Below are 24685 nucleotides of genomic sequence, written 5' to 3'. Positions count from 1 at the left end.
CCATCAGCCCCTATGCATACATGCCCTAACCTTCGGCAATGGTTAGCTCGGGAAAGTGAGCAAGGAGGCAGGGATCAAGGCGGATCCCTCCACCAAATCTCCTTACGGTTCGACCGCAAGCGGCCCGCGTTACGCGCCAATCAGCTTCTTCTTGCACAACGGCTGATTCAGTTTTCAATTGATTGCATACCGCTGTCTCTGCTGTTAAAGCAAAAAAAGCCATCCTCGCACATTCGTGCGAAGACGGCCTCCCAAATTTATAACAATCGTATTCGTACAAAGCCATCAACAGAATGACTTGTACAACATAATGCTTCGGCTTAGAAAAACTTCCCTTTACGAAGAGCAAGGGAAACTCCGCCAATGATGAACAACCAGCGGATATCGATTACTTTTTTCAATTGAGCAGCCCAGAAGCCTTTCAGCTTCTTCTTGCCCACTACGCCAATCGCTTCGCCTTTACCCAAGGAAGCAACAGTCCCTTTGTTGTGGAACTCGAACTTCTTCAGCGGCTGGTTGCGGATCGAAGCAACGATGTTGCTTGCACATACCGGACCTTGCTGCATCGCCATTTGCGCTGTAGGCGGATATGGACGATCAATTGCCGGGTTAATCATGAGCGAATTGTCTCCAATAATAAAGATGTTATCATGGCCTGGCGCTCTCAAGAATTCGTCAACCTTCACGCGGCCGCGCATTGCCTCGAAGCCTGCTTGCTCAATTAAGCGGTTACCGCGAATACCACCTGTCCATACAACAGTAGAAGATTTAATTTCTTCGCCTGTTGCAAGTACTACACCTTCAGGTGTGCATTCTTTAATCGCTGTTGCCAGCTTGAACGTAACGCCTTTTTTCTTCAATACATCCATTGCATACTCAACAAGCTCAGGATCGAAGCCTGGAAGTGCTGTTGGTGCTGCTTCGACGTTATAAATATTGACCAATTTTGGATCAACATCGAACTGTTTGCACAGCATCGGAATGCGATCGGACAATTCACCGATAAACTCAATACCTGTGAAGCCTGCACCACCTACAACAAAGTTCAGACGCTCAGGATGAGTCTCATCTTGCTTATATAGAGCAAATTGATGTTCGATATGCTCACGGATAACGCGAACAGAATTAATGCTGCGAATGCTAAACGCATACTCAGCAAGACCCGGAATACCAAATGTTTCTGGCTCTCCACCGACACCAATAACCAAATAATCATAAGACAAAGTTCCGTCTTCAAGAATGACTTTCTTATCTTGAATACGAATTTCCTTCACCGTAGACTTCACAAAATCAATTTTGAATTCATCGATCAGCTTCGAGATGGACACCCGAGCATTCTCGTAGGAATCCGTACCAGCAGCTGGCATATGCAAATGAGTTGTAAAGTAATGATAGTCATGTTTGCTAACTAACGTTACGTCTGCCTCATTATAGTTTAGTTCTTTTTGAAGACGTTGCGCTGCCATAATGCCACCGTAACCCGCGCCTAGGATTACGATTTTAGGAATGTTACTCATCTTTCATTAGCTCCTTCCAATCAGGTCAATCATTTTGTGTTGGTTGGTTATAACATGTTACAACTTTAATTATGAATACCTTTGTTCTAGAAACCCGCGTATATCCTCAATCCAACGAAGTTGTGAAAAACCCCACAAAAAACCTTAAACGTTATCTAGACAGTAAAACATCATAGCAATCGGTAATCACTTTTATTATGATCCAAATGAATGAAAGTAAACCAAACAATAGAACCATAATCACTTGCACATCGCATTATGCCCAACATCGACAAATTGTCGACAATTTACATACAATTCAACTGCAATGATATCGAGTTTCCAAATAAATTACAAGCACCTTTTTTGTAGAACAATCAATGAAAGCGGTTAATTTTGATAATTTTCACATTTATATCGACTTCCTTAGGCAAAGTACGGTTTCCTTCTTGTCGAGCTCCGTTTATAATGATAGATGTGCCTAAATACACAATGACCATGATCACATGGTCAGACATCGCCATTGGAGGTGCTCTGCCTTGAATTCACAACTTGCATCGCAACCAGATGATGTAGTAGATATTTTAATTATTGGTGGCGGGCCTGCCGGTATGTTCGCCGCGTTCTACGGCGGAATGCGACAAGCTTCCGTTCGCCTTATTGAAAGCATGCCTCAGCTCGGAGGCCAATTAGCAGCATTATATCCGGAAAAATACATCTATGACGTTGCCGGATTCCCGAAAGTAACAGCGCAGGAACTTGTTAATTCCTTGAAAAAGCAGATGGAGCATTTCAATCCAGATGTTCGCTTGGAAGAGAAGGTTCTTGGTGTAGAAAAGCTTGGAGAGCGTCTATTTGCCGTTACTACAGACAAAAGCGTTCATCATGCAAAATCAGTTATCATTACAGCAGGCGTAGGTGCATTCGAACCTCGTCGTCTGGAGCTTCCAGAAGCAGCACAATACGAGAAATCGAACCTGCACTACTTCGTAAGCGACCTGCAGCAGTTCAAGGGCCAGCGCGTGCTAATCAGCGGTGGCGGCGACTCTGCTGTCGATTGGGCACTTATGCTGGAGCCTATCGCAGAGCAAGTTACACTCATTCATCGCCGCGACAAATTCCGTGCGCATGAACATAGTGTGGAGCAGTTGATGAACTCTAAGGTTAAAGTCATTACGCCAACAGAAATTACCGCGCTGCATGGAGATGCAGGCCGTATTGAGCGCGTAACACTGGCTGACACCAAATCGAAGGAAGCATTCGATATTGATGTAGATGCAGTAATCGTCAACTTCGGCTTCGTATCCTCGCTCGGTCCGATTTCCGAATGGGGGCTTAACATCGAAGGCGGCTCCATCGTTGTCGATTCCCGCATGGAAACAAACATTCCAGGCTTGTTCGCTGCCGGTGACATTACGACTTATCCTGGTAAGCTGAAACTGATCGCAGTCGGCTTTGGTGAAGCGCCAACCGCAATCAATAACGCTAAAGTATATATCGATCCAACAGCCAAGCTGTCTCCTGGTCACAGCAGCAGCATGAAAATGTAACTAAATAAACGAAAAAAAGGGTATCCTATCTCCAACATCTTTATATAACGGAGGAGGATACCCTTGTTTCATGTTTGTCCACTATGCAACGGCATTATCAGTACAGAAATCATATGTCCGAACTGTTTGAACCCAGCCACTGACAGCGGCAAACTGGAAGATTATGTTGGACCTTACGCCCCGTATCAGCCAGACGATTCCACATCTCATGAAATCATGCTTCATGATGGTTCTGTGTCGATGCAGTGCCTGCATATAATCTATTGTGAGCACTGTCATGCAACTAACTATGTGAACGGCTTGGCTTGGGAGTAAAGTCTCGGCATGCCGGTCATCTATGTGCATACCGGTATTCGGAAGAGGGTCGGACAAAGGCAGCGCCTTTTCATTTCCTCAAGCAGCAGCGCGATGAATTCTTCATCCAATCGGAGCCTGATTGCCTGCTCATAAGAATCAATAAGCAGTTCATCGGAAAGCAAAGCCATCTGCATCACAACCTTTCCTAAACTTTCCTGCCGGGTTCATCATATCACGGCTTTAGAAAGCAGAACAAGCGTTCCAATATCCACAGGCAACTGTGGAAAAAATGTGAGTAATATGTTGATAAACGTCAAAAATCGTTGTCTAGCAGTGGGGATGATGTGGATATGGTTATTCACATCTTTTTGGCCTGTTCATTAATAAAAAAGTTTAATCACATCATGATATCTATTAAATGTTATCTATCAAATTTACACTTCTGGAATCTATACCCAGTGATTGTGGTTACTGCGGTCTCGTGTTTACCTCAAAAATCCAAATATGTCCCGAACGGTCTATCCCATAATCGAAGCCCAACTGTCCGATTCCAGGGTATTTCTTCTCTAAAATGGCTGTGGATACTCTTGTCAGGTGTTTCATTTTACTCTTTTTAGCGCTAACGCTTTGTCCAGGAAGCGATTGAGTAATGCCTTGGGCTGCGGTAAGCATCGTGCCTCCCTTGCACAAGTTCGTCACGAACAATCCTCTTTTCGCTAATCGTCCAACCATTGCACGAAATCCCCATTTGCCGTTCTTCTTCACTACCTTTACTCGATAATCAATCGGTCTTCCGCCAATTGTAGCAAGATCAATTCCCCGCTGTATCAGGTTGGCGCGCTTTTTTTTCACACCTGACAATGATCGCACCATGGCGTCGAACTCGTCGAAGCTGCGCGTATTTGAGCGGTACGTATAGCGATAGGTCGATCCACTTTTCGTTACTTTTATTACTCCCGAACCACCAGTACCAACGACAGGCTTGACGACGACATAACCGTATTTGTTCAACATTTGGTGAAGATTGGACGTATTATAAATGCGCGTTGCTGGAATATGCCCTGCGATGCGCGGATCTGATAATAATGCCGCAGTCTTCAACCACTTGTTAGCTAGCTGTCTACCTTCCATTCGTGTCTCCCCTTTCGTCTTCAATACTTATACATACTCAAGAGAAGCTCACGATTCTTGTATGATTGTCCAAGGCACACGCCTTATTTCATTGAACTGGATCAATATGGACGCTTAATGCTTGTCATTTTCAAGACTGGGATGGTATCGTATAAGGGATAATAATGGATGGATATAAAGGATGGGAGCGACCGTCATGTCAACTACAGCTGTATATGAAGCGTTGTACTGGATAGCGATCGTATCCATGTCTGTCGTGCTTGTGCTTGCCAATGTCGGAATACTTGCGATCGGCTTTCAATTTTGGAGAAAGCATAGACGGGTGCTTGGTGCAGCATGCTGGCTGTTCTCCGTATTTTGCTTCTATTTGATCTCCATCATGATCAACAAGACGTTCTTATGATGGTCATGTCCTGATCAAAAAGCTTGATCGTCTCCCGCATGACGGACAACGGGGCAAAATCCTTGAGCTGCGCGCTATGCGCTGACTCAAGGATTTTTGTGCTTCACCCTGCATTGAGCCGCTTAAGCCGTTCCTATCTGAATGGAGGAATCCCTTTGATCATTCATGTACTCGTTGCAGATGATGATCCGAATATTGTAACAATGCTGCGCCTTGTGCTGGAATCGGAACAGTATCACGTCTTCGACGCAAGTGATGGGCAAGCTGCAGCACGTATCCTGGAGCAGGAAACCATACATATTGCAATCGTGGATGTGATGATGCCGCTAAAGGACGGATGGACCTTATGTGCCGAAATTCGCCAGCAATATGATATTCCGGTTATGATGCTGACCGCGCTGGGGGAGCTTGAAGACAAAGAGCAAGGATTTGCAGCCGGCACCGATGATTATTTGGTGAAGCCATTTGAACCGAAGGAACTGTTATTCCGCATGAAGGCGCTGCTTCGTCGGTATCAAATTGTCTCTGACAGCCTCATACGTATTGGTGCAACGACTATAGATCGTCAAAGCTATACGATAACCACATCCGGTGCAGAGCATACACTCCCACGCAAGGAGTTTGAGCTGTTGGCTCAGCTTTCTTCCTATCCGGGGCGCATCTTTACTAGAGAACAACTGCTTGCTTGGATATGGGGTGCCGACTACGAGGGAGATAGCAGAACCATAGACGTACATATTAAGCGTCTACGTGAGCGCTTCCCTGAAGATTCGAGCGATTTTCGCATCACGACGATTCGAGGTCTTGGCTACAAATTGGAGGTTCATGAGCCTTGAAAACACTCTATACTCGAATTGTATTCTTTTCCGCCGTTATCGTCTTTATCAGCTTCGTGTGCGGCGTTTTTCTCGCGAATATTGCACATAATCAGGCGATCTCGAGCCATTATGAGCAGAAGATGGAGAAGGTTGGCCAAGCACTGTCCCACATGAACAGTATGCTGTCGGCTGGTACCCATTCGACGGATGAGGCCCTTTCGAACCTAGCTGAGCTAGGGTATCAATTGTATCTTGTTGATCCGGAACACCATGTGAAAACATTCGGCAGACCTTTTAAGCACGCAGATATTGCCTCTAAAGATATTGATAGTGTGCTTACAGGCAATACGTACCTCGGCATGCTTAAGCAGGGTGAATGGAGCAGCCTGTTCGTTCCCGCTATATTCGAGAACCGACTTGCGCTCAGCCATGGCATACCACTTGTCATTAATGGAGAACGTCATGCCTTGTTCATCCGTCCCGACATGGTGCAGCAGACTGAAGAAGTTCGCGTCCTTATTGCCGTGCTGCTCATTTCTACCTTCGTCATTAGTTTGGTGCTCATATCTGTGAAGACACGCTATCTGGTCAAGCCGCTTCAACGGCTAACTCGCGCTACGATGGAACTGGAGAAAGGCAACTATGAGGTGAAACTGGATCTTCATCGCAATGACGAAATCGGGGAGCTTGCAAGGCGGTTCACGGTAATGGCTGGCGCACTCGGTCAGCTCGATTCTGTACAGAAGCAGTTTGTAGCGAACGTATCCCATGAAATTCAATCTCCATTGACCTCCATACAAGGTCTAGCCCAACAGTTGATGGATCATCCACTGCCGCCAGAGCAGGAACGACGCTATTTGCATATCATTGCAGAGGAATCACGGCGCTTATCCGGCATTAGCCGGCAGCTACTGACTCTCGCCTCGCTGGAACGAGGTAAGGAGATGATGAAGCAGGCGCCTATCCGGCTGGATGAGCAGCTGCGCGAGGTCATTATACTGCTGGAGCCGCAATGGGGCATAAAGGACATGGAGCTGAATCTCCAACTCGATCAGGTGATATGGATAGGAGATGCTGGATTGCTTCATCAAGCATGGACGAATCTGCTGACGAATGCGATTAAATTCACTGCGCCGCAAGGAACAATTACGGTACGATGCCATCAACAGGGAGAAGACATTATCATAGTTGTATCTGATACGGGGAGAGGAATTCCTCAAGACGTACTTCCGCACATTTTCGAGCGATTTTACAAATACAACGAACATGTGGAGCCAGGACAAGCACAACTAGGCACAGGTCTTGGTTTAGCGATCGTCAAACGAATTATTGAGTTGCATAACGGGACGATTAGTGCATTAAGCGAATCAGGAAAAGGCACGACCTTCACCGTCCGATTAGCTGCCTCAGACAAACACAGAACATGACCTCGTTGTCATGTTCTGTTCATATTGGGTTCATACAACTGCGGTACACTCCTATCATCCATGCGAATGACACTACAAAGGAGAGAGTTTACTGTGAAAAAACTGTATTACACTTCATTCTTTTATGCCATTCTTGGCCTTATATCGGGTATCTTTTACCGAGAGTTCACGAAAGTAAACGAATTCATGGATTACACAGCGCTAAAACCGCTGCATACTCATATTCTCGTCTTGGGCTTTCTGTTCTTCCTGCTGGCTACCCTGCTCGCGAAGCAATTCCGTGTACATGAGGTTCGTTCATTCAAAGGCTGGTACTATGTATACAATATCGGCCTGCTTATTACAATTGCCGCAATGACGGTGCGCGGTCTTCTGCAAGTAAATGGAACAGATATGAAGGGCTTGAGCCATATGGCAGGCCTCGGACACGCTGTATTGGGAGCAAGCATTATTTGGTTCATGATCTTGCTGGGTAAAAAAATTAAGGAATAGCTTTACACATACCGAGCATAGCGGAAGGCTGCACCGGCTCCCCCATCAGGAGTAAGGGCAGCCTTCTTTGATTGAGACAGACGACTGATTTGTCCAACTTTGATTTCAACTGCACGACGATACAATTACAATTGCTGCATTAGCAGCTGCCAGAGCTTTCAATGACAGTTGCCCCTGTCGTCCCTGCATGGTACGTGTTGTTGTGATTTTGCGCGTCTCTTGTTGATTCTTGACGGGAACTGTAGCAGGTTCCTTGCCATCCTCCCGGACATTCTGAGCAATACGCTCTATAGGACACCAGCGTCGTACGATCCACATGAGTGGATTGCTGTACTTGGTGGGCATCATGATGTTCATTCATAGGTATCACCTCCTACTCGTTATAAGGTTCGCTGAAATAATTTGCAGTATGTTTAGAAATATTAGGATTTGTGGTAAGAAACGCAATAAAAAAGACCTCTCTTACGGGAGGACGATCTACCGTAATGAGAGGTCTTCTGTATCAGCTGAATCACGATCATCGAATCAAGCTGTGCGATTCAATTCTATAATTATAGTTCAAGTACTCGACTAGTCGTCACACTTCTCTGCTTTTCCCGCATCTGTAGCAGTACGGAAGCTGGAGCCGCAGCCGCATGTCGCTACCGCGTTCGGGTTGTCGATCGTGAATTAGTCGAATAGCTGTCGATAGGCAAAAACCGCGCTAGATCAACGTTTCGAGACATTTTCGAGGGTGACTAATTGCGTTTACTACTGTTAATGTTCTGCCTCTTGTCCGGCAGATGTCGCTGCCACTATTCTACCCGAATGATTCACGAATTTCAAATCATTTCCTCTTCTCCCGCAAGTGCCTGCGCGTACGCCTGACCGATGATCTCGTCAAGCGAGCCGAGAATATCAGCCTTGCTGTTCGGATGGGCTTCCATTACTGCGTTTATCACCGCGACGATCTCGTCAACCGGCTTCGTTAAATCGATCAAGCATTTCAACATCGGCACTGGTTCCAAATCGTTTCCCCTCTCGTAAATAGAAAAGCCCGCGACATATGCCGCGAGCCTGTTCGTGTATTATTTATTTGCGGATAGCTCCGCTTTTTGGCGTTCGAGTTCTGCGATTTCCTTCGTAAGCGTTTCGTTTTTACCCTTTAAATCTTCGATATATTTTAAATCCCCTTTATATGCGTCACTATCTTCATATTTGAGTCCTTTGTATATCTCGAAGGTTTCATATGACTTTATGGACTTTTCAATCGCTGCCTCTCTTTTTTTAATGTCCTCCTCGTTAATCTGAATCTCTTTTCGCTTTCCAGCTAACAAGTTATCTATTTTTCCTACACTCTCAGTGGTCGGCTCACTTACCTTCGCCGCCTCTTGTGTATCATTGGTTGAGTTCATACGTACAACACCGCCCTTATATGTAACTGCAAATCCCGTTATCTCGCCTACTTCGCGAACAGGTGCATATGTAACACCGTCAATTATGACCGCTGGACTCTTCGTCTTCTTACCGTCAACCTCGATTTGTACCTCTTTCGCGACCTTCTTTCCAATCAGAGAGGAACCGGCCGCACCCGCAACCGATCCCGCAAGTAATAACGATACCGCAATAGTAACAATGATTCCTTTTTTCACTACAACCGCCCCTTTACTTAGTGTTTCGAAAATTATACCAAGAAAAGCAAGCAGTTTGTGGATTTATTTTCCTTACTTCGGAATATTGACGGTCGCCAGGACTGACCCATTTCGATTGTATAATTTCAAGTTGCGTGTCCCTGGATCAAACGCAAGCGATACACCATACTCCGAATGTGTGTGATCAATGTCGGCCTTTCCCCGAATCTGTGTATTAAGATTGTTCAGCTCTGATTGTAATCCTATAATGTTGGACATGTTAATGCCACGGCTGAATTGGACATTCGATTCAAAAACGGTGGGCGCTATACCACTGTTGATAGAGATGCCGTTTTTCGCGTTCATGATAAGATCACTGGACGTCGCGAGTATTTGCCCTTGCCAACCGCCGCCGGAATCGTTAAATCCGATACCCGCGATACCTTGATCACTGTCCGTCTGAATCGATATCCGCGAAGCTCCGGACGAGTCCACCGCACGGAATCCACGTTGATCTAATTCGATTCGGCGACCGCTGGCGGCTGTTCGGACGAGTCCGCCAGTGAACGTTGTGCCGTCGATCTCCCCTCGGAATCTCCCGTTCCCCGCGTACATATTCCCAGCGGTATCAACCGTAAACATGCCATTTCCAACGTTGATTGATGAACCAACGATTTTACCGCCGCTAAAATCCGAGCTGTTTATCTTCGCCCAATTCGCGGTCAGACTGTTCGCGAGTAAATTACCTTTCATGTCGAGGTGGAACCGGAACGGGCGGCCTCTCCACTTTGGATAAGTCCTCTTTTCGTGGATCCTGCTCACAGCCGAGAATATTCCACGTTTGCTGATAAGAAATGCGTGTAAATATCCGCCTACGCACTCATCCGCTAAATGTTCGTAGGTACTCGCGACAACTTTGTCGATATCAATAGCACCGTCTCCATTCAGTTGCTTACCGATGAATGCAAGTGCCTCGGTTGAATGTGCAGCGACAGTGAAGATTTGTTTATCCTCCGGTTCTTGACGATCAATCTCGAAGTCGTTCCCGTAATGCATCTGATAGAATGCTGGAACATCTGATTCGAGAGTAAAGATGTACAGCCCCAATTCTATGCCATGCCCTTCTTGGGCTGCCTGGTTATCTTTATTGGCCTTGAAGTATTCTTTGTAATACCCCCGAGCAATATCGCGAATCAATTCGATGGAGTTGTCCGGTTTGATAGCATCGAATACTTGTACGCCCAACTCCGCATCCCCGCTAATGAAAATTACCTTATCGCCGATTTGTCGGATCTTTTGAAATTCATCAGTCACGAGATAGCTCTTCCCGTCGATTTCGGTGCTGACGCGACTATCCGCCCAAACATGAATATTCCCCTCGTTGAATAAAGAAACACACAAACTCACTCCACCGACTCCCCTTTCGATAAAAAGAAAAGAGCGCCCCGACTCTGGGACGCCCTATGTAGTTATGAATCGTATTATTTCAAGCCGTTGATTCTTGCGTGTGCTTTTTCTTGTCGGAACTCCAACGTATACTCACCAACGAGCATTCCTTGTGTCTTATCGCCTGTGATACCAAGTAGCTTATGATGGAAATCGCGGCCGTTCAGCGGTCTAATCATCACGCGATTCGTGTCAATCATGAGTAACTCGTCCGGCTTAAGGTTATCGTTCATGACAATCGGGAACATGCCGAAATCATTTACGATGTGGTCGACCTTCTGCCCGCGACGCGTTTCGGATTGGACAATGCGAATCTTGTCGTTTTGCAAATTGCTAATCGCCAGCTTTTGAGTAGCCGGTACGACCAGTGCGTATTGACCACCGCTTGAGAATCCGCCAGTGTTGTAGATTTTTTGGGAAACCCCGTTAATCATATCAACGCTGATCGGTTGCCCTTTCGCGTCCGTAATGTTGGATTGGATAAAGCTGCGGATTCCGCGCATTTGACGGTGGTGTCCGTCGTCGAAGCGCAAGCCGTTGATAATCGCTTTTTCGAGTTGCAATGCGAGTTCGAGTTGCTTCTTTGCTTTTTCATATTCATACTCGCTTTGAACGCCGTATTGTGCGATTGCTTCCGCCGTTCCCGTAACCTTGACGCTGTCGTCGAAGATTTGCGTCATGTTCTCCACTTTCTTACGTGGCTTGTATCGAGGATCGCGAGCATCCGCGCCTTCTTCGCCACGCACGAACAGGAACTCGATCTCGCTGTCCTTCGTAATGGCTGCGGCTGAAGAACCGCCGTATCCGCGAACAACCGTCAACGTCTTGGTTGCCTCGTCCACTTTGTTAACTAGCATATGCTCTTCGTTAACGCGAACGATTGCACCGTCACGGAAAGGTTCTGTTTCTGCGACCTTAATTTCCGCCGCAGTAACGTCAGAAACCGCCGCCGTCACTTTCGATTTCGTCGCAAACATTTCGTCTTCGTACCACGTATGTGTCGTTGAAATGACCGGATTTGAGAATCCGAGCAGATTAAGCATTGGCGTCTGGTACGGGTTTAATAGAAGAATCTCATCAACTACGCTTTCTTTTTTGCCAACTAAGTCCGGGGAATATACCATTGTCATAATTATTTACCTCCAAATAGTCTTTTTAATTTTGTATAAGCCGCCATGTCGCTAGGGTTGCCGCTCCGTGCTTTTTCCGCGGCTTCTTCAAGCTCCGATTGTTGCGGCTCGCGCTTTCTACCTACATCAATAGGATCGCCGATTGTCTTAGGTTTTTGCTTCACGGAGGAAAGCGCATCAAATACACTATCCAAACCGGTAACGCGACCGTCGTCATCAACATCTAACGAGGATAAATTAATTAAGCCTAGTAACTTGGCCGGATCTGAATATCCGCGTTCTTTAGCCGTCGCCATAAATTCATAATGAAACCTCTGCGTACGAGTCTCGACCTTCGCTTCATTTAGGGCTCTCTCCAATTGTTCGCGCTCTTGACTCCATTGGGCTTGCAGCGCGCTTACGTCTTCTTGCGTAAAAGTTTTCATTTCCTCTTGTCCACCTGTTTCCAGCGTAGATTGTTGCTCTTGTGACAATTACATCCCCTTCTTCCATCGAAATTTAAAATTCTTGAGCCGATTGTATCCGCCCGCCTTGATATATCTTTTTACAGAAGGAGCAAGCTCCCTCCGCGATTTCCAACGCACCGGTACCACCTCCTTTAACGCGACACGAATCACTTACTAATTTCAAGTAGTCCGGTAATCAGTTCGGCGGCACCCTCTACGCTTGATGAAAGTTTCAAATCATCCGCTTTCCATTTTTGTAGATTTGCGGACGCATAATTTCCGATCCACATTAACGATTCGATAGCGGCATCAAAATCATTTAAGTATGACTCTGGCGAGTCGCGATCAAACGTATGGAACGGTGTAATGACGTTGTTTGGCTTAAACACATCGACTCTCTCGTAACGTTTGCCGCCTTCTACGAACGAACTATGCTTCACGTATACCGTCCTAGGCTTCTTTGCCATCGAATTACGCCTCCTCGACTAAGGAAATGTCTTTCGCGATCATTCCTTTATCACTAGGTTCGAGACGGTATTCTACGCTGACACCATCATTTAGGGCTTTGAACCCGTCCATTTTGATGTTTGACCAATGAACAAAGGCATCTTGTCCGTCTTCACCAGTAACAAAACCGTAGCCCTTTTTGACGCTGAACCACTTAACCGTTCCCTTTGTCTTCATTTCTCCCTCGTCCCCTTCTCTTTGCGATTTAATAACGATGGTATGACATATCGCCGCGTGTATCGTAAATTAATATCCCTGCCGAATGTGAAGAACCGTACGCATCCGTACGCATAAATGACGCGCGCCGTAATGAACTTATGCTCCGGATCATTCCGCCCTGGTACGCAAAACGTGACGCGTAGACCGTCGTCCGCTTTTCGTCCGCGCATCTGACCGCCTCCTCATATCCGTAACGTAAAGTTCGAAATACCTACAACGTTCCACTTCCTCGCGCCAATACTTGCAGCGCGGATCGGATTCGGTATGTAACGCCTGCATTAATGCGCACGTACGGTCAGTGTCGATAAAGTCGCACCGCATACACACGCGCTCTCTCATCTCGTCCATTTCTCACCTCTAACTGCTCTCACAGCCTCGCGAACCTGTCCTCGTCTAACCTCGTCCCGGCAGGTAGTGCAATACTTCTGACGGTTAGACTTGCGGACAAATGGGCACTTGCATCGAACGCAATTGTCCGATTGAATCGATGCACTACTTCCCCAATAACGCGATTCCAATAACGGCTCCGCAGGAAGGACGCTCTCCTCAAAGTAGCGGCATCGAATATCGTCTGGTTTTCTGCACTCGCGGAAGAACCGGCAAGTTAGTTCGTTGTCTAATTCGAGAAGACACCGATTAGGCTCGGTGAAGTTTGCGCACTGTTCGTGGGCGAGCTTTTGAATCCGTTTAATAGTTGACAAATAATGACCTCGCATGATAATGTATTATTGGATAATAATGACCGTTTTTCTTATAGATTAAAAAAGAAAATGCTAAGAGTATAGTCGTTCGGACATCTTAGCACGGCGGATAGCCTCTTGAACTTCATCACCAGTCACATCGTAATGTAGCGCGATTCGCGTTCTCGTGTGACGCGTAACAGGTCGTTTTCCCGTTTCAATTGCGGATAATGTTTTCGGGCTAATGCCGATTTTCTCCGCAAACTCTCTTTGTGATAATCCTTCATGCAGTCGGATAGCTAGAACCGCATTCCCATCCATCCCATTAACCTCCTTTGTAATTGATTTCCGTATTTCTCTACGTAGCCCCTAAATAAAAAGCCATGCTCGGCGTATTAAGGGCTTATACTACATACTGGAATTAAGTTCGATTACACGATCGTTTGTTCGTCTGTTTCTTTCCCTAGATAACATCCTATCGCGAGTATGTTGGCAAACTGACATCTTTTTATTTTTGGGATGATTCATCACGTCACATGCGTTTTGTCGTCCCGGTTGTTTGCTATGAGAATAAAATCCGTTGCCACAAACGACACACTTTCGCACTCTTCGTAACTCGATTCGTTCAATTGCATGACGGACGTTAATCGGAGTCCGGCGCTTGCTGTCGTTGGTACGATTCCAGGCGCTTCCGTCGGCATATCTCCGGATAAATGCGTCCGGCCGTTTCTTTATCTGTGTCAGATTGGCCGCCAGTTCCTCGACTGACATCGAAGAATCATCGAACAAAACGTCTTCGATTGAATTGTCGCGGGTAATCGAGTTTTCCGATATAATTCCCTTTGCTTTCTTCGTAGGCCACTCACCCCCATCGTTCCCTTCCGATTCTTTATCGAGGATTAGCGAAACCTCCGTTTTCTCTCGTTCTTTGTTGTCCCGATATTCCTTTTCCGCATTGTATACCGGATACTCGGCGTAGTGCTCGTCCACTTGGTCGATATCCATTATGTAGTCGGCTAGTACGTCAGCTATCGAATACATCCGCGCTCCTTTCTTCTTCAATAAGTCGGGATGCCGCATTTCCCATACGCCCAATCTATCGCGATCCCCTCCGGCTTCAACTATCTGTAGGACGATTTCCTCGGTCAAGATGCGAACGAGTTCGGGACGCTCGTCGCGTGCTACGTGCTTGTTTTCGATAACAAATTCCGCGACTCGTTTAGTGATGTCAGATTTGAGTGACAACTGATCCCCTCCTAAAATTTGCGGCTCGGATACCATTGTTACTATTACTTCTTGTATTACTCCACTGAATCCGCGACTAGATATACTCACATATACTCCTAGTTCCTCATATCCTTCCTCGCGCTTCTTTTCATCTATGATCTATTCTTTGTATAAAGTGCGCACGCGAGGTATAGTGTATTTCTATACCGAGCGTTATCTTTTATCTTTTCTTGTCCGCGAGGATATGTGATCTTCATATCCGATGCGTAATGTTTTGTTTCTCTTTTACTACTTTCTCTTTTACTACTTTCTCTTTTTACAGTAGGCGCAGGACATACTATGCATCGTATGCCCAGGACATACTATCGGTAGTAGGCGCAGGACATACTATCGTAACTACACAGCCCTCCTTCCGCGCCTGCTTTGTCGATCGTAAACGGATAGATCCGGCATAATAACCTCGCCCATTTCGTCAACAACGTATCCATCCTCTGTTATCCGCGGACAATATGAAGGGAAATACCATTTAAAACGGCGCAGTCCTTCGAATCGATCCGCCACACGAATAATTCCGTTCGTCTCCAATATACTCGCGAGTGTCTTTACACGGTTCCTATCGATTCTTAACGTATCCATTATCGCTTCATATGCTAGGAAGCACGCACCGAATCGATCATTATACGAACCATCTGCGCGCATTTTATTACCGTCGATATACGACTGAAGTAGAAAATAAAAGGCGACAACGTCTCGGATTTCAGGTTTACGTTTCTTACCGGCATACACGACGTCATACGCTTCGTTTATGATTCGCGGGAAAACTTTACGGATTAACTCGCGGTTATAAACTTCGTACCCTTTTGGACTATCGAGCAAGACTTCTTTATCGTTAGGCATCGGTTTTCTATCCTTATGCTCTGGTATTGTAGGTTCGTTCATGTTCTACTCCTCCCCTTTTAGGTTTGTTTGGCGTTCCCTTTCGCATAGTTAGGAATAGATAGCGCGGCTATTCGCACAACCGCGCCTTTACGGATCGACACGAAAATATGTCTTTTATTAATTCGCCTGATTCACAACACTTTCGAAAAACTCTCTTACCGCATCCAAAAACTTATCCTCGCCAGTTTCCTCATATCGTTTGAAGTTATCCACGACCGGGGATAGTTCGTCTATGAACTCCAATGTCAACTCTCGGAGTATAGTCGTGTGCGCTAATGCCGGGTCTTTACTTGCTTTGTTTCTCATCGCATCAATTGCGGAGTAGAACTCCTTAAAATCAGTCGATTTTTTATTCCCCAGGTTGGATACAAGTGAACTCAAGGCGTACATCTCATTAAGATAATGCACGTATCGGGCAGCTCCTTCACGAGCTAACGGAATTCCATTCTGAGCAAAAGCCTCAACCAACCATCTTTCTTTTTCCTTCATCTCTGCACGATGCTTAAAATCGATTATGTTAGTCATAAATTATTGCTCCCTTTATATTCATAGTTTTTCAATGAATTAAATAGGATTTATCGGCGCAGCTAATCGTGAAAACTGCGCCATATCCTAATTAGACAGCGTCGTTTAACTCTTCGTACTCATCGTCGCTATCTATTGTTTTGAAAACGAAGCCTAACTCCTCCATCGCGCACACTAATGAATTTGTTCGTATTGTTTGCCCATCAGCCCACGACGTAATTCGATATGTAGAGTTTCCAAGGGATTCGGCAATCGCCTTTTCTGTATTGACTGATGTGCCTCCTTTCAACTCCTTCATAGCAAACTTGAATAGTTCGTCTATCGTATCAAACTCAACCCTTCCGCTCTTTCCAAGTGCATAAATAGACATCTTGCCCGGTTCCGTCCCAAAAGCGCGAAGCATAGTAGAATCTCCAAACCTCGGCGTTGACAAAATTGCATCTACTTCCGATGATATCAAATACGGAGTGTACCCCATTTTTTCAGCGATGTTTAAAGCCTGATGCGCCGCGTCCTTCACTCTATCATAGCCTGGAATGCTAAAGTACACATGTCCACTTTCGGGGCAGTACACCTCTATAGTTCCCTCATTTAAAGCCACACCGTAATATGCTTCCTCCGAATCAACGTCATCAAGCGAAGCTACTTCTTTACGCGTTGCGCGCCACTCCTCTGCAACTTCCTGCTCAACCAAGCGCAAATACATCCGGTATCCATTTTCGATGACTCTAGCCGACCTTACGGGATTCCCCTTCTCGAATCTGCTTAATGTCGAAGGACTAACCCCGATGTTCCGAGATGCTTCCGCAATTGTCACGCCAAGTGCCTCGCGTTCTTCTTTAAGTTCTCCGCCAACTTCCGCCCATTCTCCGGCTTGCTTTACTGCTACGTATTCCTCGCGAGATACCAAGTTCGTTTCCATCGTTCATCGTCTCCTTTTATGGTTGATTTCGATAATATGGAGCAATCGTTATTAGTCCAACATTACTAAAACCAGTCACTAGGCGGATCGTTGACGAATTGCTCGCCCATAACGCGTATTTTTTGAACAATCGTAAGCTCGTAATCATTGATTCCTGGGATTAAGGCGTCCTGTGACGTTGTCTTAACGTCTAGCACCTCACCCAAAACGATGATATCTGCGAGACGTTGCATGACAAGCGGCGCTTCTTCCTCTCCAACAAACTCAGCCACGAACTTAACGTAGATACTTTTCGCCTCTTCCTCATTATTCGCGTAAATGAGAGCGGGATGTGTCGGATCGCTTAATTCCGGTATGGTATACGCAGGAACATCCACGTGCGAACCGCCGTCTAACGTCTGGAACGTGTAGGGATCGCTGCTTAATACGAGTGCATACAGCTTTTTACCTTCCGGAATTGCCGTTGTTGTGCCTTTACCACCTGTAATCACTTCGAAGATTGGTTTTGTCACTTTTCATCGTCTCCTTTTATTTAAGTTTGATTGTCGTCGCCTTGATAACGTCAGCCTATCGCCAGCTTGTCCGTTACATGACGATCACCCCTTTCGGTGGAATCGTTTTGCCCTCATATTAGATAGTGCCTCCAAGTATTAGAAATTGGGACATAAGCTTCAACTACTCAATAAGATAATTCGTGCGAGAAATATCCAATTGGGCACTCTACTATATGTACACACAAAATTTATTGATTTTGCGACATCACCCTTCTCTTTATGTATGCACACTATTTTTAAAATTTGGGACACGTTATTAATACCTGCTCAATACGCAGTTTCATGGGACATCGCGGCCTATATTATATATAGGTGTACGCGAATTAAAAATTGAGACATTGCGTTCATATATAATATCCGTTCGCACCCTCCATTTATGGGACACCGCGCCCATAATAATTTATATAAGACGGGGCGACATCGCCTCGATTGGGACATTCTCGCGATTATTTTTCGCATTCACGATGACACCCGCCAGATGTGACGGAGTATTCCGTTTGCGATTCGACTGATACGAGTTTATCTATCGTTGTCCACCTCCTACTTAATATATGGTACAGGCAAGTTCATTTTTGCGACATTGCTAGCCGGATTTATCATCCGACATTAAATAGTACCGATGAGAGAGTACGCGTTGGGCATTCGTGATAAAATTTCATGCATTTTATTTTCAGTCCCTACTATACCAAACGCAGTTTTTACACATGTGGGGCATTTTATAAAAAATAAGTGCCGACCGAAATTGGCCTCCTGTAATTACGACAGGCTCGATTCTCATTTTGTACAAACATCGCAAAAATTTTCGCCCTACTTAACATATGCGTTCAACAAATCCTATCGTGGGACATGGCTCGCGTATTTTTTCGTCATTACGATAATAGACACCTCCGGACGTTATTACGTACGCCTTTGCGGAGCATATTCGCCTCTCTACTATATATAGACCACATGAAAACGCGATTTTGCGACATCCCATCCGAAAAATCTTTCGTAGTAATATACGAGGTAAATTCGATTTTCAGACACTTCATAGCGAAATTTCCCACGTAATGCATTGTACAAACCTATTTTCGAAATCGTACACCTCTAAACTGGACTTCGTAAGGATAATAGACAATGGCTCGACTTTCGTACAAAATTTTTCTCCCTAATGTATATAACGAAGCTACTTTCAATTTCGTACACTTGCCTCTACATTACTAATCGCCAAGATTCTGCGAAGATGGGACATCGTCAATGCATTATTACAAGTAAAGGTGACAATCGTACACTCGCACTTAAATAATGTATTGCCATATTCTCGCGAGTTTGCGACATCGACTGTCCCTATTTATTACTAACAGTGAAATTTGATTTTCGTACACCTACGAGAAAAATATTTTTGGTCATATTGGTTTATACGACGGTTTTTTATTTCCGCACACTTTACCGAAAAATATAGTTGCGAACATATGTTTCCAATGATAATATGGAAATAGACGGAGAGCTGCTTGTTACCCTCCGCCTACGGATCTAGTATCACGAAGCAGTTGCCGCCACTCCGCGAGTGTGCAATCAAACGTTTGCCGCCGCTGATTGCGTTGTGACCACGTTTCGCGCCGCAGTCACGAATCTATGTGAACCGGTCGTTTCCGTTCGGGCGTTGCCGCGCCCACGACCGAGGGATTTGCGTAGTTATTACCGACGGAATGTTGGCGCAGACCGTCGGCGAATACTGTCATTTCAAATGACGGCGACTTTTAGTCTTTAAAGGCTTTTATTCGAACTCCCCTCCCCGTAGTGCGTTGGCGCGCATGAAGGTTCATCGGGGAACCTCGTGCCAAGTCTGGTACAAGGTCTAACTCACGGCTTCGACAAACTCGAAGTTGTAATCGACAGACCAATCATGGTAATGACGAATGAAATCGGAAAATGATAATTTCTGCATGAAGTCGAGGACTCGCGATATGAGCGCGGGCTCATCGGCTTCTTTTCGTTTTACCTCACCGAGCCATAATCCGGCCTTCGTAGTGACGTATACGTCGGTTCCTTCCTTCTCGCGCACATGATACATCCACATGACGTCTTCCTCGATTACGACGAGGTAGTCGTCCGCGACTAAGTACCCGTTTAGATACACGATTTCATATCCGAGATCAAGTTCGAATACTGCCCGTTTCATGCCGCGCTCACCTGCTTCACGATGAAGCCGAGTCTCACCATTTGATCGTAAGTCACCGTAACCACTCCGGCGACTTCGTCGGCCAACGTCTGCGGCGCGATGTTATGTATAACGTTTGGAAGGAATACCGCCCGTTTTACGCGAGTCCGATCGAGGCACGACTTCGACGGATCGATCCAAGACACTTCGTAGTTCCCCGTCCGGCAGTTCCGGTAATATCCGACTTCGTATCCGATACCACCGCGCAAGAGGAATCGATTACGCCAGATGTTACGGACGAGTCGAACATACCGCATTCCGCCTTTGATACTACGCTCCAGGTCGTTCAAGTAAATAGCTCGCGGATCTTCTTTATAAAGAGTGATTGCGCTGCTAATCATGTAAATGCGTGCTTCTGCGGAGCCGTATTCCTCGGCATCCACTTCGAGAACCTCGTTGAGCATTTCGACAGTTCGTTGAGCCTTTTCGAGCAAGCGTGTGTAGCGTTGGTTAATTGTTGTCATATCGTTAATCCCTCCTAATTATTTTGCATAGGCAAACAAACGTTCCATATTGTGGACGTACACTACGCATGTTATGATGTATTTACAGTTAGTCAACATGGTGACATGTCAACTACTTGTGCACCCTTTGAACCCTATTATACTTATCTTTGTCAATATGTCAACTACTTGTGCATATATTTTAGGAGGATATTTTTCTATGATTAGATTTCGCCTTGGGGATATTATGAAAGAACGTAATTTGAAGAATAAAGACGTTGTTGAGTTAACGGGGATAAGCCGAAATACCGTTACGACACTAGCGGCAAACGCGACGGCTCGGATTGATTTTGAAACTATCGATAAGTTGTGTAACGGCTTGAAGATTAGACCAGAAGTCTTGTTCGAATATGCTCCAGATAGAGAATAAAAAACTCTCTATAATGCCATGCTAAAGAAGGAGGATTGTGGTATGAAATTAAAGATGAATCTCTTGGAGAATGCACATGATTTTATCAATTCCTCACTTACATACTACAGTTATGCAGAAGATAATGAGCGGATGTGGAAAATAGCATTTATTAATATAGTCCAAGCATTAGAGCTAATGGCAAAGGAAAAATTAAGACGAGTAAATAACTTCTTAGTTTATGAAAATATAGATAACCCTAAAAATACCATTTCGTTATCCATTGCTCTTGATAGGTTGATAAAAATTTTAGAGATAGAATTAGATCCTAAAGATATAGCTAATATAAAAAAAGCGATTCAATTAAGAAATCAGATGATGCATTACGAAATAGAATATTCTGTTCATGAGCTAAAAGCAAAATATTGTAGGCTTTTTGAGTTTGCTACCTCGTTTCACACGAGATTCCTTGATTCCGAATTGCACGCTTTCATTTATGAAGATCTATGGGAGATTGAAGCCGATCTAATGACGTATTTTAGATCTCGTCTAATCTTATACAACTCAGAAGAAGTAGCCCCTAAATTTGTGAGAGAAATGTTAGATGCTCAGTATATTATTGAATATATAATCGCGGGTGAAGTGTTTCCTAGAATAAAATACGGAGATGAGCCTGATAAGCGCCATTCTAGGGGAAGATGTGAAGATTGTGCCGTCAATCATGGAGAATATCACGTTCCTGGATGTGATTGGGAGCGATGCCCTAAGTGCTTGGGTCAAGCAATCTCTTGTGGGTGCGATGATGTAGGAGAACGTGAAGAAAGCGCCGCAGACGGTATACAAGTGCAAGTAAATACTTAATGTGTGAAGCCCCGTTGAATAAAACGGGGCCTTTTTCGTGTGACTTACGTTCAATCACACACGTTATAATTTAAAGTTGTTTAGTGGCGTAAATTTATTATGTTGTTCCGTAATATCATGCGAGAACATTTCGACGTATACGCGAACCATCTCGATACATGAGTGACCTAGTATCTTTTGCAACGAGAACACGTCTCCACCGCGCATTAAATACATCTTCGCGAACGTGTGTCGGAAGGTATGCGGAGAAATTCGCACCCCTTTAATATTCGCAGAATTTGCGTAATCCAGAACAGCGTCTTGGATAGTTCTCCGTCTTAATTGATCGCCTTCGATATTAACGAAAATATAATCATGCTCTAACGTACCTCTTCGATCTAAGTAGTATTCCAGGTACATAGCTAACGTATCGCTAAACGGAACAAATCTTTCTTTACTGTATTTCCCAAGTACATAAATAGTACGCTGATCCCATAGTATGTCTGTAAGTTTAAGCTCTAGTGCTTCGTTCAATCTGACTCCCGTATCTAACAATAGCAATATAAACAAAAAATTTCTCTCACCAACAAAAGTCCCTCGATCTATAACGTCAAACATCCGCGTAATCATTTTTTCGTCAAGGGTTCTTATCACCCTTTTCGTTTCTTGCAGCCTACCAAAGCCAGCTACTGGATTTGATTTAATTATGTCTTGAACTTGCAAATATCTAAAAAATGCTTCTATTGCTCTTAAATACTTATTTATGGTCGGTGGCTTATTACCCTTTTTCTTCCTTTCCTCAATAAATTCATGAATGTCTTCTGTTATTACGTCTTCTGGCACGAGGACATCGATCTCCTCTAAGAAAGTAACAAACGGCTTTAAAGTGTGTCTATAATACTCAATTGTCTTTTCACTTACGTTCTTAGTGCTCTTGGTTCGAATGAACTTCTCAACCGCTTGATAAATCGTTATTTTGCTTAAATCCTCTTTCTCCTCGACGTAGTACATTCTACGTTCACGATAGCTGCTAATTTTGATCATCTCCCCAATCATCAATACTAGAATCATTGACGCAGATTCGAGAGAATAAACGTGATTAATGTAATACGTTAGACGATATTTCGCGTGCTCTCGCTTAAAACAAGCGGCGAATTAGGCGTCTTACTATCGAGGGAATAGAAAACCATTAGCGGGAAGTCTAACGTATTACTTGCGAGGGGACTTATCCATCGCGGACAACATCGAACGGCGGAAGCCGCGTAGGCTCAGCGGAGCCGATTTGCTTTTATCTTTGCATTCTCGATGTGCTGAAGCACTGCGTAAATGCGACGTTAATATACGATATCTGTACGATCGGTTCGCGCAGAACTGCCGATGAATACGAGAATACCTCCGACATACGCAGCGACTGTGGGCGGTACGATGCACGCTGAATTTACGGCAAATTAGCGGCTTTACATGCTCGGAGGGGTAAACGGTCAAGCGGTGCATTAGAACGCCTAGAATAACGTAGAATTGACGGGTAGCGTACGGATTATGCGGGGAATTGACGAGGGTATTGTCATTTTAATAATACGCATAAATAATGCGTGTTAAATTTCGTTATATATCTTTACATACGTAAAGCTCGGTATTATAATACTAATAAAGGTATTCTCAATACCCTTTTAGATATTAAAAATATCTTGTGCATGGTTTAGAGTAATTAATAGAGACGCCACTGGAATGACGCCTCTATAGCTAAGAGATAGAATTTTTTAAATCATAACTAAGCAACCCGCCAATCCTCCAAGATTATCAGGGTTGTTTTTTGCTGTTTTGAAGTGAAATAATAGTTACAATTGAACTTATGAGTACAACTACAAATGTTCCAAATGCGATCATTAACGTAATAGATTCGAATACCGACAATTTATAATCTCTCCTCGCGGTATCTCTTAGCTAATAAGTATTATACAATATATTCTTACAATCTCCTAATCTTTTTATTCATAATTTTGGTATCCCCTATTAGTTTGTACACCCAAATTAACCTATGAGTTATTTTGAGTATACGGAAATTTTTGCGGCATCATTTACTCCCCTGGAACCAACTGAATGGGTAAATTCAGATTTGACCTGACGTATGGATTGTATGCATCAGGTTTCGTCACGTTCCCATGTTAGTGATTCGCGAATGAGGTAACACGGTGGAAACCCATGAGTTATTTTTGGTGCTCGGAAATTGCTGACACCTGTTGAGGGGGCTTTTCGAGGTGGCCTTGGGGTGCTTTGGTACGGTGGCGCGTTAATTTCACTTGTGTTCAAAATCCGACTTTTATGTATATATTGAATCGGACACCCATCGCCCGCAACCCGCACCACTACGCGATTCTTGCCGATTAGAACTCGCGCACATGTCCGACAATGTCCGGTGAACATGCGTTTATACATCGTTTATACACGTTTCATGCATAAAAACGAGCGATTCCGAAGACACCCCCGTGAGTTTTCGGAGGGGCGTCCGGTTCGAGCCTCTTGCAGAAAAAACCGCCAAAACGTACACTTTTGTAACAGGTTAATAACGCTAATTCTCCCTTGCTGCGTTAACATAAACGGCATTTTGGACGAGGGCGACCATTTGGTTACATTAGTCCGGTCAACCGAAATACGTGCTCTATCTCACCGACTGTTCTCGGCATGTAACGCTTCTGCATCTCGCGAAACCTAACGTTCATGATTCGATTAATCTCCCGCTGTAATGTACGCTCGAAGTCCGGTCGTTGTCGCCAGCGATACAATGTCATTCGGCAGACTCCGAGTTCTCGCGCGATATCTTCGTGATTCAAGTGAGTATTCGCCAACAAATCGATCGCGCAAAGTTGTAAATCATTGAGCGGAAGACGACGCGACTTCCTCCGTTTCCTCATCTCATCATCCCCAATCGTTGGATTGTCTATGTAATAAAAGCCCCGTCAACATCGACGAGGCT

At 44.8% G+C, this 24685-nt stretch carries 32 protein-coding genes and 1 pseudogene; 8 read left to right on the top strand and 25 right to left on the bottom strand.

What is annotated here, in order from left to right; translation table 11 throughout:
* Positions 1 to 320: 320 nt before the first annotated feature.
* The gene (locus tag NO352_RS02010) at positions 321 to 1517 is read right to left on the bottom strand and encodes an NAD(P)/FAD-dependent oxidoreductase (protein WP_171417570.1); all 1197 of its coding nucleotides are present in this window, start codon (positions 1515 to 1517) and stop codon (positions 321 to 323) included.
* A gap of 518 nt (positions 1518 to 2035) precedes the next feature.
* Here NO352_RS02010 and NO352_RS02005 point away from each other — a divergent pair.
* Complete coding sequence (locus NO352_RS02005; protein ID WP_268594138.1) at positions 2036 to 3046, top strand: NAD(P)/FAD-dependent oxidoreductase; 1011 nt, start codon at positions 2036 to 2038, stop codon at positions 3044 to 3046.
* A gap of 63 nt (positions 3047 to 3109) precedes the next feature.
* Positions 3110 to 3361, top strand: a complete 252-nt coding sequence (locus NO352_RS02000) for a hypothetical protein (protein ID WP_005551067.1) — start codon at positions 3110 to 3112, stop codon at positions 3359 to 3361.
* 20 nt (positions 3362 to 3381) lie between these two features.
* Here NO352_RS02000 and sda read toward each other — a convergent pair whose 3' ends face one another.
* On the bottom strand, positions 3382 to 3531 hold the full coding sequence (sda, locus tag NO352_RS01995) for a sporulation histidine kinase inhibitor Sda (protein ID WP_028533731.1): 150 nt from the start codon (positions 3529 to 3531) through the stop codon (positions 3382 to 3384).
* 280 nt (positions 3532 to 3811) lie between these two features.
* Positions 3812 to 4474 carry a YheC/YheD family protein gene (locus NO352_RS01990; RefSeq protein ID WP_005551068.1) on the bottom strand — a complete coding sequence of 221 codons (663 nt, stop codon included), beginning with the start codon at positions 4472 to 4474 and terminating at the stop codon, positions 3812 to 3814.
* A gap of 196 nt (positions 4475 to 4670) precedes the next feature.
* On the opposite strand from NO352_RS01990, the gene NO352_RS01985 reads away from it, so the two are divergent.
* From NO352_RS01985 to NO352_RS01970, 4 genes are all read left to right on the top strand, one after another.
* On the top strand, positions 4671 to 4877 hold the full coding sequence (locus NO352_RS01985; RefSeq protein ID WP_289354820.1) for a hypothetical protein: 207 nt from the start codon (positions 4671 to 4673) through the stop codon (positions 4875 to 4877).
* Between the two features lie 155 nt (positions 4878 to 5032).
* Positions 5033 to 5713: a response regulator transcription factor gene (locus NO352_RS01980; protein WP_005551071.1), complete on the top strand. Its 681-nt coding sequence runs from the start codon at positions 5033 to 5035 to the stop codon at positions 5711 to 5713.
* Complete coding sequence (locus tag NO352_RS01975; protein ID WP_289354819.1) at positions 5710 to 7122, top strand: sensor histidine kinase; 1413 nt, start codon at positions 5710 to 5712, stop codon at positions 7120 to 7122. Before NO352_RS01980 ends, NO352_RS01975 begins: the two co-directional genes overlap by 4 nt.
* A gap of 93 nt (positions 7123 to 7215) precedes the next feature.
* A complete protein-coding gene (locus NO352_RS01970; protein ID WP_005551073.1) occupies positions 7216 to 7614 on the top strand; it encodes a DUF2871 domain-containing protein in 399 nt (132 codons plus the stop codon).
* 139 nt (positions 7615 to 7753) lie between these two features.
* On the opposite strand, the gene NO352_RS01965 is transcribed toward NO352_RS01970, so the two are convergent.
* From NO352_RS01965 to NO352_RS01880, 19 genes and pseudogenes are all read right to left on the bottom strand, one after another.
* Positions 7754 to 7975: a hypothetical protein gene (locus tag NO352_RS01965; protein ID WP_163978907.1), complete on the bottom strand. Its 222-nt coding sequence runs from the start codon at positions 7973 to 7975 to the stop codon at positions 7754 to 7756.
* A gap of 209 nt (positions 7976 to 8184) precedes the next feature.
* Positions 8185 to 8283 (bottom strand): annotated as a pseudogene (locus NO352_RS01960) (iron-sulfur cluster assembly accessory protein); the annotation flags it as partial.
* A gap of 152 nt (positions 8284 to 8435) precedes the next feature.
* On the bottom strand, positions 8436 to 8621 hold the full coding sequence (locus NO352_RS01955; protein ID WP_289354818.1) for a hypothetical protein: 186 nt from the start codon (positions 8619 to 8621) through the stop codon (positions 8436 to 8438).
* Between the two features lie 60 nt (positions 8622 to 8681).
* The gene (locus tag NO352_RS01950) at positions 8682 to 9245 is read right to left on the bottom strand and encodes a stalk domain-containing protein (protein ID WP_289354817.1); all 564 of its coding nucleotides are present in this window, start codon (positions 9243 to 9245) and stop codon (positions 8682 to 8684) included.
* Positions 9246 to 9317: 72 nt separating this feature from the next.
* On the bottom strand, positions 9318 to 10631 hold the full coding sequence (locus tag NO352_RS01945) for a hypothetical protein (protein WP_289354816.1): 1314 nt from the start codon (positions 10629 to 10631) through the stop codon (positions 9318 to 9320).
* A 74-nt stretch (positions 10632 to 10705) separates the two neighbouring features.
* Positions 10706 to 11800 (bottom strand): SU10 major capsid protein, encoded by a 1095-nt coding sequence (locus NO352_RS01940; protein ID WP_289354815.1) that lies wholly within the window; start codon positions 11798 to 11800, stop codon positions 10706 to 10708.
* 2 nt (positions 11801 to 11802) lie between these two features.
* Complete coding sequence (locus tag NO352_RS01935; protein WP_289354814.1) at positions 11803 to 12273, bottom strand: phage scaffolding protein; 471 nt, start codon at positions 12271 to 12273, stop codon at positions 11803 to 11805.
* Positions 12274 to 12413: 140 nt separating this feature from the next.
* A complete protein-coding gene (locus NO352_RS01930) occupies positions 12414 to 12713 on the bottom strand; it encodes a hypothetical protein (protein ID WP_289354813.1) in 300 nt (99 codons plus the stop codon).
* Positions 12714 to 12717: 4 nt separating this feature from the next.
* On the bottom strand, positions 12718 to 12930 hold the full coding sequence (locus tag NO352_RS01925) for a cold-shock protein (protein WP_289354812.1): 213 nt from the start codon (positions 12928 to 12930) through the stop codon (positions 12718 to 12720).
* Positions 12927 to 13142, bottom strand: coding sequence for a hypothetical protein (locus NO352_RS01920; protein WP_289354811.1), 216 nt, complete (start codon positions 13140 to 13142; stop codon positions 12927 to 12929). Before NO352_RS01920 ends, NO352_RS01925 begins: the two co-directional genes overlap by 4 nt.
* Before the next feature lie 165 nt (positions 13143 to 13307).
* A complete protein-coding gene (locus NO352_RS24990; protein ID WP_353961217.1) occupies positions 13308 to 13688 on the bottom strand; it encodes a cysteine-rich VLP protein in 381 nt (126 codons plus the stop codon).
* Positions 13689 to 13745: 57 nt separating this feature from the next.
* A complete protein-coding gene (locus tag NO352_RS01915) occupies positions 13746 to 13973 on the bottom strand; it encodes a helix-turn-helix transcriptional regulator (protein ID WP_289354810.1) in 228 nt (75 codons plus the stop codon).
* A gap of 87 nt (positions 13974 to 14060) precedes the next feature.
* Complete coding sequence (locus NO352_RS01910; RefSeq protein ID WP_289354809.1) at positions 14061 to 14897, bottom strand: hypothetical protein; 837 nt, start codon at positions 14895 to 14897, stop codon at positions 14061 to 14063.
* 378 nt (positions 14898 to 15275) lie between these two features.
* Positions 15276 to 15818: a hypothetical protein gene (locus tag NO352_RS01905; RefSeq protein ID WP_289354808.1), complete on the bottom strand. Its 543-nt coding sequence runs from the start codon at positions 15816 to 15818 to the stop codon at positions 15276 to 15278.
* Positions 15819 to 15935: 117 nt separating this feature from the next.
* Positions 15936 to 16343 (bottom strand): hypothetical protein, encoded by a 408-nt coding sequence (locus NO352_RS01900; protein ID WP_289354807.1) that lies wholly within the window; start codon positions 16341 to 16343, stop codon positions 15936 to 15938.
* Positions 16344 to 16434: 91 nt separating this feature from the next.
* Positions 16435 to 17265 carry a helix-turn-helix domain-containing protein gene (locus NO352_RS01895; RefSeq protein WP_289354806.1) on the bottom strand — a complete coding sequence of 277 codons (831 nt, stop codon included), beginning with the start codon at positions 17263 to 17265 and terminating at the stop codon, positions 16435 to 16437.
* 65 nt (positions 17266 to 17330) lie between these two features.
* A complete protein-coding gene (locus NO352_RS01890; protein WP_289354805.1) occupies positions 17331 to 17777 on the bottom strand; it encodes a hypothetical protein in 447 nt (148 codons plus the stop codon).
* Between the two features lie 1879 nt (positions 17778 to 19656).
* Positions 19657 to 19980, bottom strand: coding sequence for a hypothetical protein (locus NO352_RS01885; RefSeq protein ID WP_289354804.1), 324 nt, complete (start codon positions 19978 to 19980; stop codon positions 19657 to 19659).
* The gene (locus NO352_RS01880) at positions 19977 to 20483 is read right to left on the bottom strand and encodes a hypothetical protein (RefSeq protein WP_289354803.1); all 507 of its coding nucleotides are present in this window, start codon (positions 20481 to 20483) and stop codon (positions 19977 to 19979) included. The genes NO352_RS01885 and NO352_RS01880 overlap by 4 nt, the downstream gene beginning before the upstream one ends.
* Positions 20484 to 20682: 199 nt before the next feature.
* Between NO352_RS01880 and NO352_RS01875 the strand changes: the two genes are divergently transcribed.
* Positions 20683 to 20892, top strand: coding sequence for a helix-turn-helix domain-containing protein (locus NO352_RS01875; protein ID WP_289354802.1), 210 nt, complete (start codon positions 20683 to 20685; stop codon positions 20890 to 20892).
* A 42-nt stretch (positions 20893 to 20934) separates the two neighbouring features.
* Complete coding sequence (locus NO352_RS01870; RefSeq protein ID WP_289354801.1) at positions 20935 to 21732, top strand: hypothetical protein; 798 nt, start codon at positions 20935 to 20937, stop codon at positions 21730 to 21732.
* 63 nt (positions 21733 to 21795) lie between these two features.
* On the opposite strand, the gene NO352_RS01865 is transcribed toward NO352_RS01870, so the two are convergent.
* From NO352_RS01865 to NO352_RS01860, 3 genes are all read right to left on the bottom strand, one after another.
* Positions 21796 to 22722: a tyrosine-type recombinase/integrase gene (locus NO352_RS01865; protein WP_289354841.1), complete on the bottom strand. Its 927-nt coding sequence runs from the start codon at positions 22720 to 22722 to the stop codon at positions 21796 to 21798.
* 789 nt (positions 22723 to 23511) lie between these two features.
* Entirely contained in the window at positions 23512 to 23625 is a 114-nt protein-coding gene (locus NO352_RS24985; protein WP_353961216.1) for a putative holin-like toxin, read from the bottom strand.
* A 713-nt stretch (positions 23626 to 24338) separates the two neighbouring features.
* Entirely contained in the window at positions 24339 to 24623 is a 285-nt protein-coding gene (locus NO352_RS01860; RefSeq protein WP_289354800.1) for a phBC6A51 family helix-turn-helix protein, read from the bottom strand.
* Between the last annotated feature and the right edge of the window lie 62 nt (positions 24624 to 24685).

Source organism: Paenibacillus sp. S-12, from assembly GCF_030363895.1.
In the GTDB taxonomy this organism is placed as follows: Bacteria; Bacillota; Bacilli; order Paenibacillales; family Paenibacillaceae; genus Paenibacillus_B; species Paenibacillus_B alvei.
This window is presented reverse-complemented; position numbering and strand designations above follow the sequence as displayed.

Bases quoted from the DNA above. Each gene is read 5' to 3' on its own strand.
- NO352_RS01900 (WP_289354807.1), bottom strand. From the start codon at position 16,343: ATGACTAACATAATCGATTTTAAGCATCGTGCAGAGATGAAGGAAAAA.
- NO352_RS01925 (WP_289354812.1), bottom strand. From the start codon at position 12,930: ATGAAGACAAAGGGAACGGTTAAGTGGTTCAGCGTCAAAAAGGGCTAC.
- NO352_RS01860 (WP_289354800.1), bottom strand. From the start codon at position 24,623: ATGAGGAAACGGAGGAAGTCGCGTCGTCTTCCGCTCAATGATTTACAA.
- NO352_RS01870 (WP_289354801.1), top strand. From the start codon at position 20,935: ATGAAATTAAAGATGAATCTCTTGGAGAATGCACATGATTTTATCAAT.
- NO352_RS01885 (WP_289354804.1), bottom strand. From the start codon at position 19,980: ATGAAACGGGCAGTATTCGAACTTGATCTCGGATATGAAATCGTGTAT.
- sda (WP_028533731.1), bottom strand. From the start codon at position 3,531: ATGGCTTTGCTTTCCGATGAACTGCTTATTGATTCTTATGAGCAGGCA.
- NO352_RS01920 (WP_289354811.1), bottom strand. From the start codon at position 13,142: ATGCGCGGACGAAAAGCGGACGACGGTCTACGCGTCACGTTTTGCGTA.
- NO352_RS01905 (WP_289354808.1), bottom strand. From the start codon at position 15,818: ATGAACGAACCTACAATACCAGAGCATAAGGATAGAAAACCGATGCCT.
- NO352_RS01875 (WP_289354802.1), top strand. From the start codon at position 20,683: ATGATTAGATTTCGCCTTGGGGATATTATGAAAGAACGTAATTTGAAG.
- NO352_RS01965 (WP_163978907.1), bottom strand. From the start codon at position 7,975: ATGAATGAACATCATGATGCCCACCAAGTACAGCAATCCACTCATGTG.
- NO352_RS01915 (WP_289354810.1), bottom strand. From the start codon at position 13,973: ATGGATGGGAATGCGGTTCTAGCTATCCGACTGCATGAAGGATTATCA.
- NO352_RS01930 (WP_289354813.1), bottom strand. From the start codon at position 12,713: ATGGCAAAGAAGCCTAGGACGGTATACGTGAAGCATAGTTCGTTCGTA.
- NO352_RS01985 (WP_289354820.1), top strand. From the start codon at position 4,671: ATGTCAACTACAGCTGTATATGAAGCGTTGTACTGGATAGCGATCGTA.
- NO352_RS01895 (WP_289354806.1), bottom strand. From the start codon at position 17,265: ATGGAAACGAACTTGGTATCTCGCGAGGAATACGTAGCAGTAAAGCAA.
- NO352_RS01865 (WP_289354841.1), bottom strand. From the start codon at position 22,722: ATGTACTACGTCGAGGAGAAAGAGGATTTAAGCAAAATAACGATTTAT.
- NO352_RS02010 (WP_171417570.1), bottom strand. From the start codon at position 1,517: ATGAGTAACATTCCTAAAATCGTAATCCTAGGCGCGGGTTACGGTGGC.
- NO352_RS24990 (WP_353961217.1), bottom strand. From the start codon at position 13,688: ATGCGAGGTCATTATTTGTCAACTATTAAACGGATTCAAAAGCTCGCC.
- NO352_RS01940 (WP_289354815.1), bottom strand. From the start codon at position 11,800: ATGACAATGGTATATTCCCCGGACTTAGTTGGCAAAAAAGAAAGCGTA.
- NO352_RS01880 (WP_289354803.1), bottom strand. From the start codon at position 20,483: ATGACAACAATTAACCAACGCTACACACGCTTGCTCGAAAAGGCTCAA.
- NO352_RS01990 (WP_005551068.1), bottom strand. From the start codon at position 4,474: ATGGAAGGTAGACAGCTAGCTAACAAGTGGTTGAAGACTGCGGCATTA.